Here is a 12,703-nt window from a genome sequence, read left to right on the forward strand (position 1 = left end):
CCGTGTGACCAGCGTCGAGGCACGGCAACTCGACGACAATTCGGCCGACGCGCGGGTCTGCTTTCCGGCGCAACACATTGCGGCGTGGTTCAATATTCGCGCACGACAATGCCCGTATATAGGTCAAGTACCACGAGTAATCGACATTCGCCGGAAGGGTCCAGGGGAAGCAATATGGACAGCGCCATGGCGCGGGCAGAGCGAGCGGGCGACGACTCGGAAATTCCCGAAGGGCTGACCCGTCGCGAGCACGACATTCTGGCCTTCGAGCGGCAGTGGTGGAAGTTCGCCGGGGTCAAGGAAGACGCCATCAAAGAGTTGTTCTCCATGTCGGCAACCCGCTACTACCAGGTGTTGAACGCACTCGTCGACCGGCCCGAAGCGCTGGCCGCCGACCCGATGCTGGTGAAACGACTGCGGCGGCTGCGCGCCAGCCGCCAAAAGGCCCGCGCCGCACGGCGCCTCGGCTTCGAGGTGACCTGACGGCTCACGCGGCTTTGCAGGTTCCGGCCATCCGCTGGTTACAGTGGCTTCGATGAACGAGCGCGTACCCGACTCTTCGGGCCTTCCCCTGCGGGCCATGGTGATGGTGCTGCTGTTCCTGGGCGTCATCTTTCTGCTGCTCGGCTGGCAGGCGCTGGGGTCCTCCGGAAAGGCGGACGAGGACTCGTCGTCGGTTAGCACCGCGTCCAGCTCCGCCTCGCCCACCTCGACCAGCGCCAAGCCCGCGGCAGACGCCGAGGTGCGGGTGTACAACATCTCGTCGAAAGAGGGCATTGCCAAGTCCACGGCCGACGAACTGAAGGCCGCCGGGTTCAAAGTCACCGACGTGACCAACCTTTCGGTCTCCGACGTCTCGGCCACCACCGTCTACTACGGCGAAGACAGCGAGAAAGCCACGGCCGAAGCGGTGGGCAAGAAGCTGGGAGCTCCCGTCGAGAAGCGCATCCCCGCCCTCGCCGACCAGCCGCCGGGCGTCATCGTTTTGGTAATGGGTTGAGGCTGAACCCGCATCGTCGTCACGCTGGGTCGATTGCGCGACTCCTCAGCGGGTCATCGTTTCGACCCGCATCGTCGTCACGCTGGGTCGATTGCGCGACTCCTCAGCGGGTCATCGTTTCGACCCGCATCGTCGTCACGCTAGGCTCTCCGCTATGCCTAAGCCCGCCGCTCCCAAAGTTGCAGCCGTCACCGCCGCCCTGTCCGCGGCCGCCAGCGTCGCGCTGTTGAGCGCGTGTTCGTCGCCTCAACAGGCGTCGACGACACCCGGTACCAACCCGACGGTCTGGACGGGGTCGCCCGGCCCGTCCACCTCCGGTCACGCCGAGGCGGCGCCCAGCACCCAGGAGGCGCCCCCGGCCGGGCAGACGCTGACCACCGTGCTGAAAGGCCCCGGCGGCAACGAGGTCGCGACGGCCAAATTCGAGTTCGCCAACGGCTACGCCACCGTGACGGTCACCGCCAACAGCGGCAGCGGGCTCGCCCCCGGCTTCCACGGCATGCACATCCACAAAGTCGGCAAGTGTGAGCCCAATTCGGTGGCCCCCAACGGCGGTCCGACGGGTGACTTCCTTTCCGCCGGTGGGCATTTCCAGGCTCCCGGGTCCAGCGGCCACTCCAGCGGGGACCTGACCTCGCTGCAGGTCCGCAAGAACGGCGCGGCGATGCTGGTCACCACCACGGACGGCTTCACCATGGACGACCTGATCTCGGGCGCCAAGACTGCGATCATCATCCACGAAGGCCCGGACAACTTCATGAACATCCCGGACCGCTACCAGGTCAACGGCGTGCCCGGCCCGGACGAGACCACGATGACAACCGGTGACGCCGGCAAGCGGGTGGCCTGCGGTGTCATCGGGTCCGGGTAACGGCCCGGCCAGCCTGCCACCCAGCCGGGCCGCCAGTCGCATCGACTTCGCCCGCTCGGCGCGGCCCACCGTGGGCGTGGAATGGGAGTTCGCGCTGGTCGACGCGCAGACCCGCGACCTGAGCAACGAAGCGACCGCGGTGATCGCCGAAATCGGTGAAAACCCCCGCGTGCACAAGGAATTGCTGCGCAACACCGTCGAGATCGTCAGCGGGATCTGCGTGAACGCGGCTGAGGCGATGCAGGATCTGCGCGACACCCTGGCCCCGGCTCGACGCATCGTCCGCGACCGGGGCATGGAGCTGTTCTGCGCCGGCACCCATCCCTTCGCGCAGTGGTCCAGCCAGAAACTCACCGACGCGCCGCGCTACGCCGAGCTGATCAAACGCACTCAGTGGTGGGGCCGGCAGATGCTGATCTGGGGTGTGCACGTGCACGTCGGGATCTCCTCGCCCAACAAGGTGATGCCGATCATGACGTCGTTGCTCAACCAATATCCCCACCTGCTCGCGCTGTCGGCGTCGTCGCCCTGGTGGGCCGGCGTGGACACCGGATACGCGAGCAACCGGGCCATGATGTTTCAGCAACTACCCACCGCCGGATTGCCGTTCCAGTTCCAGAAATGGTCGGAATTCGAAGGATTCGTCTACGACCAGAAGAAAACCGGCATCATCGACCACGTCGACGAAGTCCGTTGGGACATCCGGCCTTCCCCGCACCTGGGCACCATCGAGGTGCGCATCTGCGACGGCGTGTCCAATCTGCGCGAGCTGGGCGCCCTGGTGGCGCTGACGCATTGCCTGATCGTCGACCTGGACCGCCGGCTGGAAGCCGACGAGTCGTTGCCGACCATGCCCCCGTGGCACGTCCAGGAGAACAAATGGCGGGCGGCCCGCTACGGCTTGGACGCGGTGATCATCCTGGACGCCGACAGCAACGAGCGGTTGGTCACCGAGGATCTCGACGACGTGCTCAACCGGCTCGAACCGGTCGCCCGCGCATTGCACTGCACCGACGAACTGGCCGCCGTCGCCGACATCCCGCGCCTGGGTGCTTCCTACCAACGGCAGCGCCGGGTGGCCGAAGAGCACGACGGCGACCTGCGCGCGGTGGTCGACGCGTTGGTCGCCGAACTGGAGGTTTGAGCAGGATGTCGCTGCCGTGGCCACTTCGTTGCTGCATAGTGGTCGCAGGGGGTGTACGTCCGTGAACCGTGACACAGTCGAGCTGCCGATGTTCCCGCTCGAGTCGGCGTTGCTGCCCGACGAGACGCTGCCGCTGCGCATCTTCGAGCCCCGCTACACCGCGCTGGTGCGCCACTGCATGGAAAGCGAGCGGCCCCGCTTCGGCGTGGTGCTGATCTCGCGTGGCCGCGAAGTCGGCGGCGGCGACGCGCGCAGCGACGTCGGGACGCTGGCCACCATCACCGAGTACGTGGACGGCGGCTCGGGCCAATTCGCGCTGCGCTGCCGGATCGGCGAGCGGATCCGGGTGCGGGAATGGCTGCCCGACGACCCGTTCCCGCGGGCCCGCGTGCAGGTCTGGCCCGACGAACCGGGGCTGCCGGTGACCGCCGCACAGTTCCGCGACGTCGAGGACCGGGTGCTGGCGCTGTACGAGCGGATCGCCGCGGTGCGCGGAATCGAGCTGCCGGACCGCGACGTGCTGTTCGATTATCCGCGCGATCCCGACGACAAGTCGAACATGTTGTACGCGTTGGCCGCTCGCGTACCGATGGGTCCGGCGGACCGCTATGCCGTGCTGGCCGCACCGTCGGCCGCCGATCGGTTGGCCGCCCTGCTGGAAGCCGTGGATTCGGTGACCGCGATGGTCGAGTTCCAGCTGTCCGATTAACCACGCGAGTCGTTGGCGAACGCGCGCAACGATTCCAGCTGCAGCGGATCCAGTGAGGGGCGCACCTTCTCGCGGGCCGCGGCCAGATCGGCCGCGGTGACGTCGGAGGCATCGATGGAGCGGCGCATCGCGGTCAGCGCCGCTTCGCGCAACAGGGCCACGCAGTCCGCGGCGCTGTAGCCGTCCAGGCCCGCGGCCACCTGATCCAGATCGACGTCATCGCTCAGGGGGATGGATTTGCCTGCGGTGCGCAGGATTTCGCGTCGGGCCTGCGTGTCGGGCGGTTCGACGAACACCAACCGCTCCAGCCGGCCGGGGCGCAGCAGCGCCGGGTCGATGAGGTCCGGACGGTTGGTGGCACCCAACACGACGACGTCGCGCAGCGGGTCGATGCCGTCCAGTTCGGTCAGCAGCGCGGCCACCACGCGGTCGGTAACGCCCGAGTCGAAGCTCTGGCCGCGCCGCGGCGCCAGCGCGTCCACCTCGTCGAGGAACACCAGCGACGGCGCGGAATCGCGTGCCCGCCGGAACAATTCGCGGACGGCCTTCTCCGAGGACCCCACCCACTTGTCCATCAACTCGGAGCCCTTGACGGCATGCACGCTCAACTGCCCGGTGCTGGCCAGCGCGCGGACCACGAACGTCTTGCCGCAGCCGGGTGGGCCGTAGAGCAACACCCCGCGCGGCGGATCCACACCCAGCCGCGCGAACGTGTCGGGGTGCTGCAACGGCCACAGCACCGACTCGGTGAGAGCCTGCTTGGCCTCAGCCATGTCGCCGACGTCGGCGAGTGTGACGCTGCCGACGCTGATCTCTTCGCTGCCCGAGCGGGACAGCGGCCGGATGACGGTAAGCGCGCCGAGAAGGTCCTCCTGGTTCAGGGTGGGAGCCCGACCGTCGGCGCTGGCCCGCGACGCGGCCCGCAGCGCCGCCTCGCGCATCAGCGCGGCCAGGTCGGCGACAACGAAACCCGGTGTCCGGGAAGCGATTTCGTCGAGGTCGAGGTCGCCGGTGGGCACGTTGCGCAGCAGCGCCTCCAGCAGCGCCTTGCGGGTCGCCGCATCGGGCAGCGGCAGCGTCAGCTCGCGGTCGCACAACTCCGGGGAGCGCAGCCGCGCATCGATCTGATCGGGACGCGCCGTGGTGGCGATCAGCGCCACGCCGTCACTGGCCACCGCCTTGCGCAGCTCGGTGAGGATCAGCGCGGCCACCGGCTCGGCGATCTCCGGCAACAGCGCGTCGACATCGGTGATCAGCAGCACCGCGCCGCCCTGCGCACCGGCACCACGCACGTCCGCCACCGCCGCCGCCACCGACTTGAGGCGGTCGTCGGCCGCCAGCGCGCCGGTGGCCGGACCGTCCAGTTGCACCAGCCTGCGACCGGCGCACACCGCCCGCACCAGCGTCACCTTGCCGACCCCGGCCGGACCCGACACCAGCACACCCAGGTTGGTGCCGGCGCCAAGGCTCTTGAGCAGGTGCGGCTCGTCGAGGGCGAGTTTGAGCCATTCGGTGAGCTTGGCGGCCTGCGGTTGAGTGCCCTTAAGTTCCTCGACCTGCATCTCCGGGGTGGAGACGTCGACGGGCGGGATGATGCGTACCGAGTCCGGAATCCCCGGGCCCCAGCCGACCAGCGTGTTCGGCTGCACACTGACCGGCCCGTCCGGGTCGACCCCGGTCACCGTCAGCAACTCGGAGGTCCAGCTGATTCCGACCGAGGAAGCCAGCGCGCGGGTGGCGTCCGACGTCGAAGTGCCCGGCCCCAGGTCACGCGGCAGCAGCGACACCGCATCGCCGACCGTCATCACCTTGCCCAGCAACGCCTGGCGCAGCGTGGCCGGCGACAGCGATCGGGTGGCCAGGGTCGAGCCGCTCAGCGTCACCGTTCGGGCGCCGTACACGGTGACCGCGCTGACCAGCACCTCGGTGCCCTCGCGCAGACCGGCGTTGGACAGCGTGACGTCGTCGAGCAGCACCGTCAGCACTGGGATGTCCACGGTCGCCATGCCAGCCACCGCGGCGGTGGTCCGAGAACCGGTGAGCGACACCGCATCCCATTCCCGGATGCCCAGGGCGGCGATGGCGCTGGGGTGCAGGCGCACCACACCGCGGCGCGAATCGACCGCCGAGGTGTTCAGTCGCGCGGTGAGGGTGAGTTGCTGAGCCAACTCACGGCCGCCCGCCGGGCTTGCGCAGGCCGAGCCGTGCCACCGAGTGCCGGTTCGGCTGTGCCCGTCGGGTCGCGCGCCGGGCGGCGCGTCGTTCCTTGTTGTTGTCGTCCCACGCCTCGGGGTGCTTGGCCAGCCAGCGCTTGCTGCGCATCGCAAACGGGATGTGGCAGACGTAGGAGATGATGATCACCCAGATCAGGATGTAGGGGTAGACGACCGCGGCGGCCGCGGCCAGCGCCAGCACAGCCAGCAACGGGGCGGCCCAATTAGGCGGCACCGCCAGGGTGTGGAACTTCTTCATCGGCAGCGCGCTGACCATCAGCAGCGAGGTTCCCGCTATCCACAGCGACAGCGCCCAGACCGATGTCCACCAGCCCTCGCCGAACTGCAGTTTGAGGCCGATGGTGCCGATCATGGACACCGCCCCGGCCGGTGCCGGCATGCCGACGAAGTATTCCTTCGCGTACGGGGGCATGGTTCCGTCGTCCAACTGCGCGTTGTAGCGCGCCAGTCGCAGCACCACGCACACCGCGTACAGCAGCACCACCGGCCAGCCGACCGGAAACTTCGACAGCAGCGTCACGTAGACCACCAGCGCCGGCGCCACTCCGAAGTTCACCGCGTCGGCCAGCGAGTCGATCTCGGCGCCCATGCGGGACTGAGCGTCCAGGATGCGGGCCACCCGCCCGTCCAGGGCGTCCAGGATCGCGGCGACCGCGATCAACGCCATCGCCGGTATCGGCTTGTGGTCGAGGGCGAATTTGATCGAGGTCAGGCCCGCGCAGATGGACAGCACGGTCATGGCGCTGGGCAGCAGATGCAGGTCGACGGTTCGCCGGCGCGGCGGCTTGTTGATCATGACAGCTGGGCCAGTACGGTCTCGCCGCCGACGGCGCGCTGGCCGACCTCGGCCAGTGGTTGCGTTCCCGGCGGCAGGTAGGTGTCCAGCCGGGAGCCGAACCGGATCAGTCCGTAGGTCTGGCCGATGGCGAGTTTGTCGCCGACGTGGGCGTTGCACACGATGCGGCGTGCCACCAGACCGGCGATCTGCACGGCGACCACTTCGGCTCCGGTGGCGGTGCGGATCCGCACGCTGGTGCGTTCGTTGGCCTCGCTGGCCTCGGGCAGGTCGGCGGACAGGAAGGCGCCGGGCCGGTGCTGGACGGCGACCACCTCGCCACCGACCGGGGCGCGTTGTACGTGCACGTCGAAGATGGACAGGAAGATGCTGACCCGGGGCAGCGGTGTGGTGCCCATGCTGAGCTCGGCGGGCGGGACCGCGGTGTCGATCACGCAGATCGTGCCGTCCGCGGGTGCGACGACCGCGCCGGCCGCGCTGGGTGACACCCGCGCTGGGTGCCGGAAGAATCCCGCGCACGCGCCCGCCGCCAGCAGCCCCGTGCGGCGCACCCAGCGGTGCCGGTACCCCGCTGCCGCCACCGCCAGACCGGCCGCGACGAACGGCAGGCCGGCCGGGTGCAGCGGGGGAACGGTGGAGCGCACGAGTTCGATCAGGTGCGCCGGTCCTTCGGTGGAGCCAGGGCGTTTTGCCACGCGGGTCATCTTACGGAAGACGCTAGGCTCGCCGGAGGGGTCCGATCTGAATTCCACACAACATCCGCGCTCGCCGGAGCTTCGCCGCGCCAAGGTGGCCGTCACTGCAGCGTTCCTCGCCCACGCTGTGGTGTTTTCGTCGTGGGCCGCGCATATTCCGCAGGTGAAAGGCGATCTGGGGCTCGACGACGGGCAGCTGGGAACCGCGCTGTTCGGGGCTCCGCTGGGCTCGGTTGCGGCCACAGTGTGTTGCCACTGGGCGTTGCCACGCTGGGGCAGCCGCCGGTTGGTGCCGGTGCTGGTCGCCGGCTACGCCCTGGCGGCGATGACGGTCGGCCTGGCCACCTCGGGTCTGTGGTTGTTCGCGTCGCTGGCGCTGTGGGGCGCCTTCCAGGGCGGTCTGGACGTCGCGATGAACACCTCGGCAGGCACCGTGGAGCGCCTCGCGGGCTCCCCGATCATGGCCCGCTTCCACGGTATGTGGAGCGTCGGCGCCCTGCTGGGCGCGTTGATCGGCGCCGCATGCGTGACGGCGGGCATTGGGCTGGAGCCGCAACTGGTGTTCCTCGGGGTACTGGTCCTGGTGGTGGTGCGACCACTCACCCGGCACCTGGTCGCGGGGGAGGCGGTCGCTGCGTCGCCGGAGGCGCGTGGCCGCGCCCGGATCACCCCGACCGTCGCGATCCTGGCCGCGGTGGCCTTCGCCTCCTTTCTCTGCGAGGGCGCTGCCACCGACTGGTCGGCCAACTACGTGCACGACGTCATCGGTGCTGGGCCGGGTCTGTCGGCGCTGAGCTATGCGGCCTACACCCTGGCGATGGTCGCGGTCCGGTTCGGCGCGCTGCGGCTGCATGCGCGGGTGCCGGCCCGCCGGTTGCTGCCCGCGCTGGCGCTGATCGCCGTCGTCGCAATGGGCGTGACGCTCGCGACGGCCAACCCGGTGCTGGGTGTGATCGGGTTCGCCGGCCTGGGGGTTGGGGTGGCGCTGCTGGTGCCGACGGCATTCAGCGCCGCGTACGGGGCCGGCGGTGGGGGATCGGCGATCGCGATCGTGGCCGCGACCGGCTGGGTGGGTTATCTGCTCGGCCCGCCGCTGATCGGCCACCTCGCCCAGTGGGCCGGACTGTCGGCGGCGCTGGTCGTCATCCCGGTGGTGCTTGCAGTCACCGCGATTGCGATCCGATTCGGCACGGCGTTCGACGCGGCCGACGAGTTCCACCGGTCTTAACTCAGGTCCCACACCTGCAGCTCGGTTCCGGCGGGCACCTCCACGACATCCTCGGGAATGTCGAGTAGCCCATTGGCCGACGCCAGCCAGCGCAGATGGTGCGACGCCGGGGGGCCGTAGCTGGTGACGCGCCCCTCGTCGAGGACGGCCCGACGGAATTGCCGCTTGCCCCGCGGAGAGGTCACCGGCTCGGTGAGCACCGCGGTGCGCAGGGGCCGGTGCGGGTGCGGCAAGCCCATCGCCGCGCGCAGCGCGGGCCGGATGAACACCTCGAAGGACACCAGCGCGCTCACTGGATTGCCGGGCAACGTCACGATCGTGGTGCCGGCCACCGTGCCGACACCTTGCGGCATACCCGGCTGCATCGCCACCTTGACGAATTCGACACCCGCATCGCCGGCTCGGCCGAACGCGTCCTTGACCACCTCATAGGCACCGGCGCTGACGCCGCCGCTGGTGATGATCAGGTCGGCATCACCGGCGTAGCGGTCCAGCACCGCATTGAACTGTGCGATGTCGTCGCCGGCGGTCTGGGTCGCAAGCACCTGCGTGCCGGCCTCGCGCAGCGCGGCAGCCAGCATCACCGCGTTGGACTCGTAGATCTGCCCGGGTTGCAGTTCGGTGCCCGGCGCCACCAGCTCCGACCCGGTCGAAATCACCAGCACCCGCTGCCGCGGAGTCACCGTCAGCTCGGCCAGGCCCAGCGCCGCCACCAGGCCGAGCGCGGCCGGCGTCAGCACCGCGCCCGCGTTCAGCACGGTGGTGCCGGCCGCGACGTCCTCCCCGGCGCGGCGGATGTGCCGGCCGGGGGCGGCGGGCTGGTGGATCGCGACCGAGTCGACGCCGCCGTCGGTGGCCTCGACCGGCACGATGCCCGTCGCGCCCGCCGGCAACGGGGCCCCGGTCATGATCCGGTGCGCGGTGCCGGGCCGCAGCGTCAACGAATCGGTGCGCCCGGCCGGGATGTCCTCGGTGACCGGCAGCACCACCGGCTGCTCGGTAGTGGCGGCGGCGGTGTCGTCGGCGTACACGGCGTATCCGTCCATCGCGGAGTTGTCGAAAACCGGCAGCGACAGCGGGGCGACGACATCGGCGCCCAGCACCAGGCCCAGCGTTTCGGCGAGCGGGACCGTCGCGCCGGGCCTGGCCCGGATCAGTTCGGCGACGATGCGCTGGTGTTCGGCGACCGAGCGCATGTCAGACCGGGAAGCTGACGCCGGTGAGCTCTTCGGAGACCGCCCACAACCGTCGCTGCAGGTCTTGGTCGTGCGACTGGGCGCTGGACTGGACCAGCTTGGGGTGGCCGCGCTGCTCGGCGAAACCGTCGGGGCCGTAGTACTGGCCGCCCTGCACGCCCGGATCGGTGGCGGCCCGCAGCGTCGGCAGGGCACCCATTTGTGCGCTCTGGAACAGCAGCGGCCCGAGCGCGTTGAGCGGCCGCAGCAGCCGCGGGATGTTGCGGGCCAACTCCGTACTGGAGCCACCGGGGTGGGCGGCGACGGCGATGGTGGACACCTCGCGCGCCTTGCCCGCCGCTTCCAGTCGCCGCTGCAATTCGTAGGTGAACAGCAGATTGGCCAGCTTCGACTGCCCGTAGGCGCCGATCCGGCTGTAGCTGTGTTCCCACTGCAGGTCGTCGAAGTGGATCGCGGCGCGCAACCGGTGGCCGAGGCTGCTGACGGTCACCACCCGGGATCCACGGACCCCGAGCAGGTGATCGAGCAACAACCCGGTGAGGGCGAAATGACCGAGGTGGTTGGTGCCGAACTGCAGCTCGAAACCGTCCTCGGTGAGTTCCTTGGGCGTCCACATCACCCCGGCGTTGTTGATCAGCAGGTCGATGCGGGGGTGGCTGCCCCGGAGCGCGTCGGCGGCCCGGCGGACCGATTCCAGCGAGCTGAGGTCCAGTTCCTGCAGCCTCAGGTCGGCGTCGGGCTTAGCGGCCCGGATCTTGGCCAGCGCGGCGTTGCCCTTCTCCTGGTTGCGCACCGCGAGCACCACCTGCGCGCCATGAAAGGCCAGCTCAGCAGCGGTGTGATAGCCCAGGCCGGTGTTGGCGCCGGTGATGATGACGGTGCGGCCGTGCTGGTCGGGGATGTCGGCGGCCGTCCAGTTGCGGCCGTTCTCGCGGGAGCCCATGGCCCGAACATAGCTCAGCCCTGGGCGAACGGCGGTGGGCGATCTTGCACTCGGCATAGGCGAGTGCTAAGAATGACGTTGGCACTCGCGACCGGCGAGTGCTAGGTCGGGACGGTGAGGTCCAGCGCAAAGCCGCTTGGGTCGTCCGTCGCGGGCACTGCGCCCGGCCAGCGTAAGTAACGGGGTTGTCGTCACCCGGTAACCCCTCTCATTCCCAATCCGGAGGAATCACTTCGCAATGGCCAAGACAATTGCGTACGACGAAGAGGCCCGTCGCGGTCTCGAGCGGGGCCTCAACGCCCTCGCCGACGCGGTAAAGGTGACGCTGGGACCCAAGGGTCGCAACGTCGTACTGGAGAAGAAGTGGGGCGCCCCCACGATCACCAACGATGGTGTGTCCATCGCCAAGGAGATCGAGCTGGAGGACCCCTACGAGAAGATCGGCGCCGAGCTGGTCAAGGAAGTCGCCAAGAAGACCGACGACGTCGCCGGTGACGGCACCACCACGGCCACCGTGCTGGCGCAGGCACTGGTCAAGGAGGGCCTGCGCAACGTTGCTGCCGGCGCCAACCCGCTGGGTCTCAAGCGCGGCATCGAGAAGGCCGTCGAGAAGGTGACCCAGACCCTGCTGGCCTCGGCCAAGGACGTCGAGACCAAAGAGCAGATCGCGGCCACCGCGGGCATCTCGGCGGGCGACCAGTCGATCGGCGACCTGATCGCCGAGGCGATGGACAAGGTCGGCAACGAGGGCGTCATCACCGTCGAGGAGTCCAACACCTTCGGCCTGCAGCTCGAGCTCACCGAGGGCATGCGGTTCGACAAGGGTTACATCTCGGGCTACTTCGTCACCGACGCCGAGCGTCAGGAAGCGGTCCTGGAGGACCCCTACATCCTGCTGGTCAGCTCCAAGGTGTCGACCGTCAAGGACCTGCTCCCGCTGCTGGAGAAGGTCATCCAGGGCGGCAAGCCGCTGCTGATCATCGCCGAGGACGTCGAGGGCGAGGCGTTGAGCACCCTGGTCGTCAACAAGATCCGCGGCACCTTCAAGTCCGTCGCCGTCAAGGCCCCGGGCTTCGGTGACCGCCGCAAGGCGATGCTGCAGGACATGGCCATCCTCACCGGTGGTCAGGTCATCAGCGAGGAGGTCGGTCTCTCGCTGGAGAACGCCGACATCTCGCTGCTCGGCAAGGCCCGCAAGGTCGTCATCACCAAGGACGAGACCACCATCGTCGAGGGCGCCGGCGACTCCGACGCCATCGCCGGCCGGGTGGCCCAGATCCGCGCCGAGATCGAGAACAGCGACTCCGACTACGACCGCGAGAAGCTGCAGGAGCGCCTGGCCAAGCTGGCCGGCGGTGTTGCGGTGATCAAGGCCGGAGCCGCCACCGAGGTGGAGCTCAAGGAGCGCAAGCACCGCATCGAGGACGCCGTCCGCAACGCGAAGGCCGCCGTCGAGGAGGGCATCGTCGCCGGTGGTGGCGTGGCCCTGCTGCAGTCGGCTCCGGCGCTCGAGGACCTCGGCCTCAAGGGCGACGAGGCCACCGGTGCCAACATCGTGCGCGTGGCGCTCGAGGCTCCGCTGAAGCAGATCGCCTTCAACTCCGGGCTCGAGCCCGGTGTGGTGGCCGAGAAGGTTCGCAACTCGCCCGCCGGGACCGGCCTGAACGCCGCCACCGGTGAGTACGAGGACCTGCTCAAGGCCGGCGTTGCCGACCCGGTCAAGGTGACCCGCTCGGCGCTGCAGAACGCGGCGTCCATCGCCGGGCTGTTCCTGACCACCGAGGCCGTCGTCGCAGACAAGCCGGAGAAGGCCGCCGCTCCCGTCGGCGACCCGACCGGCGGCATGGGCGGGATGGACTTCTAAAGCAAGTCCACCGCAGCGAAAAA

Annotated in this window: 12 protein-coding genes; 7 read left to right on the forward strand and 5 right to left on the reverse strand. The window is 69.3% G+C overall.

Going from position 1 to position 12,703, the window contains the following annotated elements; genetic code table 11:
* Positions 1-174 precede the first annotated feature (174 nt).
* From MKCMC460_RS05025 to MKCMC460_RS05045, 5 genes are all read left to right on the forward strand, one after another.
* Positions 175-483, forward strand: coding sequence for a DUF3263 domain-containing protein (locus MKCMC460_RS05025; protein ID WP_236980661.1), 309 nt, complete (start codon positions 175-177; stop codon positions 481-483).
* Positions 484-535: 52 nt separating this feature from the next.
* Complete coding sequence (locus MKCMC460_RS05030) at positions 536-1,000, forward strand: LytR C-terminal domain-containing protein (RefSeq protein ID WP_236980663.1); 465 nt, start codon at positions 536-538, stop codon at positions 998-1,000.
* Between the two features lie 154 nt (positions 1,001-1,154).
* Complete coding sequence (locus MKCMC460_RS05035) at positions 1,155-1,871, forward strand: superoxide dismutase family protein (protein WP_236980665.1); 717 nt, start codon at positions 1,155-1,157, stop codon at positions 1,869-1,871.
* Between the two features lie 13 nt (positions 1,872-1,884).
* On the forward strand, positions 1,885-3,015 hold the full coding sequence (locus tag MKCMC460_RS05040) for a glutamate--cysteine ligase (RefSeq protein ID WP_236983753.1): 1,131 nt from the start codon (positions 1,885-1,887) through the stop codon (positions 3,013-3,015).
* Between the two features lie 88 nt (positions 3,016-3,103).
* On the forward strand, positions 3,104-3,724 hold the full coding sequence (locus MKCMC460_RS05045) for an LON peptidase substrate-binding domain-containing protein (RefSeq protein WP_236983755.1): 621 nt from the start codon (positions 3,104-3,106) through the stop codon (positions 3,722-3,724).
* Here MKCMC460_RS05045 and MKCMC460_RS05050 read toward each other — a convergent pair.
* Genes MKCMC460_RS05050 through MKCMC460_RS05060 form a run of 3 tightly spaced genes read right to left on the reverse strand, consistent with a single transcriptional unit; the run spans position 3,721 to position 7,458 of the window.
* On the reverse strand, positions 3,721-5,892 hold the full coding sequence (locus tag MKCMC460_RS05050) for an AAA family ATPase (protein WP_238305370.1): 2,172 nt from the start codon (positions 5,890-5,892) through the stop codon (positions 3,721-3,723). The genes MKCMC460_RS05045 and MKCMC460_RS05050 overlap by 4 nt on opposite strands.
* A 1-nt stretch (position 5,893) precedes the next feature.
* On the reverse strand, positions 5,894-6,754 hold the full coding sequence (pssA, locus tag MKCMC460_RS05055; protein WP_236980674.1) for a CDP-diacylglycerol--serine O-phosphatidyltransferase: 861 nt from the start codon (positions 6,752-6,754) through the stop codon (positions 5,894-5,896).
* On the reverse strand, positions 6,751-7,458 hold the full coding sequence (locus MKCMC460_RS05060; protein WP_370653075.1) for a phosphatidylserine decarboxylase: 708 nt from the start codon (positions 7,456-7,458) through the stop codon (positions 6,751-6,753). Before MKCMC460_RS05060 ends, pssA begins: the two co-directional genes overlap by 4 nt.
* A 37-nt stretch (positions 7,459-7,495) precedes the next feature.
* Between MKCMC460_RS05060 and MKCMC460_RS05065 the strand changes: the two genes are divergently transcribed.
* The gene (locus MKCMC460_RS05065) at positions 7,496-8,677 is read left to right on the forward strand and encodes an MFS transporter (protein WP_238305955.1); all 1,182 of its coding nucleotides are present in this window, start codon (positions 7,496-7,498) and stop codon (positions 8,675-8,677) included.
* Here the strand turns inward: MKCMC460_RS05065 and glp are convergent.
* Positions 8,674-9,873 carry a gephyrin-like molybdotransferase Glp gene (gene glp / locus MKCMC460_RS05070; protein WP_236980678.1) on the reverse strand — a complete coding sequence of 400 codons (1,200 nt, stop codon included), beginning with the start codon at positions 9,871-9,873 and terminating at the stop codon, positions 8,674-8,676. The genes MKCMC460_RS05065 and glp overlap by 4 nt on opposite strands.
* Position 9,874: 1 nt before the next feature.
* Positions 9,875-10,816, reverse strand: coding sequence for an SDR family NAD(P)-dependent oxidoreductase (locus tag MKCMC460_RS05075; RefSeq protein WP_236980680.1), 942 nt, complete (start codon positions 10,814-10,816; stop codon positions 9,875-9,877).
* A gap of 238 nt (positions 10,817-11,054) precedes the next feature.
* Here MKCMC460_RS05075 and groL point away from each other — a divergent pair, with 238 nt between their 5' ends.
* Positions 11,055-12,680, forward strand: coding sequence for a chaperonin GroEL (groL, locus tag MKCMC460_RS05080; RefSeq protein WP_236980689.1), 1,626 nt, complete (start codon positions 11,055-11,057; stop codon positions 12,678-12,680).
* The last annotated feature ends 23 nt before the right edge of the window (positions 12,681-12,703 follow it).

The organism is Mycobacterium sp. 20KCMC460, from assembly GCF_022179425.1.
Taxonomy (GTDB): domain Bacteria; phylum Actinomycetota; class Actinomycetes; order Mycobacteriales; family Mycobacteriaceae; genus Mycobacterium; species Mycobacterium kiyosense.

Bases quoted from the DNA above. Each gene is read 5' to 3' on its own strand.
- pssA (WP_236980674.1), bottom strand. From the start codon at position 6,754: ATGATCAACAAGCCGCCGCGCCGGCGAACCGTCGACCTGCATCTGCTG.
- MKCMC460_RS05060 (WP_370653075.1), bottom strand. From the start codon at position 7,458: ATGACCCGCGTGGCAAAACGCCCTGGCTCCACCGAAGGACCGGCGCAC.
- MKCMC460_RS05045 (WP_236983755.1), top strand. From the start codon at position 3,104: ATGTTCCCGCTCGAGTCGGCGTTGCTGCCCGACGAGACGCTGCCGCTG.
- groL (WP_236980689.1), top strand. From the start codon at position 11,055: ATGGCCAAGACAATTGCGTACGACGAAGAGGCCCGTCGCGGTCTCGAG.
- MKCMC460_RS05030 (WP_236980663.1), top strand. From the start codon at position 536: ATGAACGAGCGCGTACCCGACTCTTCGGGCCTTCCCCTGCGGGCCATG.
- MKCMC460_RS05075 (WP_236980680.1), bottom strand. From the start codon at position 10,816: ATGGGCTCCCGCGAGAACGGCCGCAACTGGACGGCCGCCGACATCCCC.
- glp (WP_236980678.1), bottom strand. From the start codon at position 9,873: ATGCGCTCGGTCGCCGAACACCAGCGCATCGTCGCCGAACTGATCCGG.
- MKCMC460_RS05035 (WP_236980665.1), top strand. From the start codon at position 1,155: ATGCCTAAGCCCGCCGCTCCCAAAGTTGCAGCCGTCACCGCCGCCCTG.
- MKCMC460_RS05025 (WP_236980661.1), top strand. From the start codon at position 175: ATGGACAGCGCCATGGCGCGGGCAGAGCGAGCGGGCGACGACTCGGAA.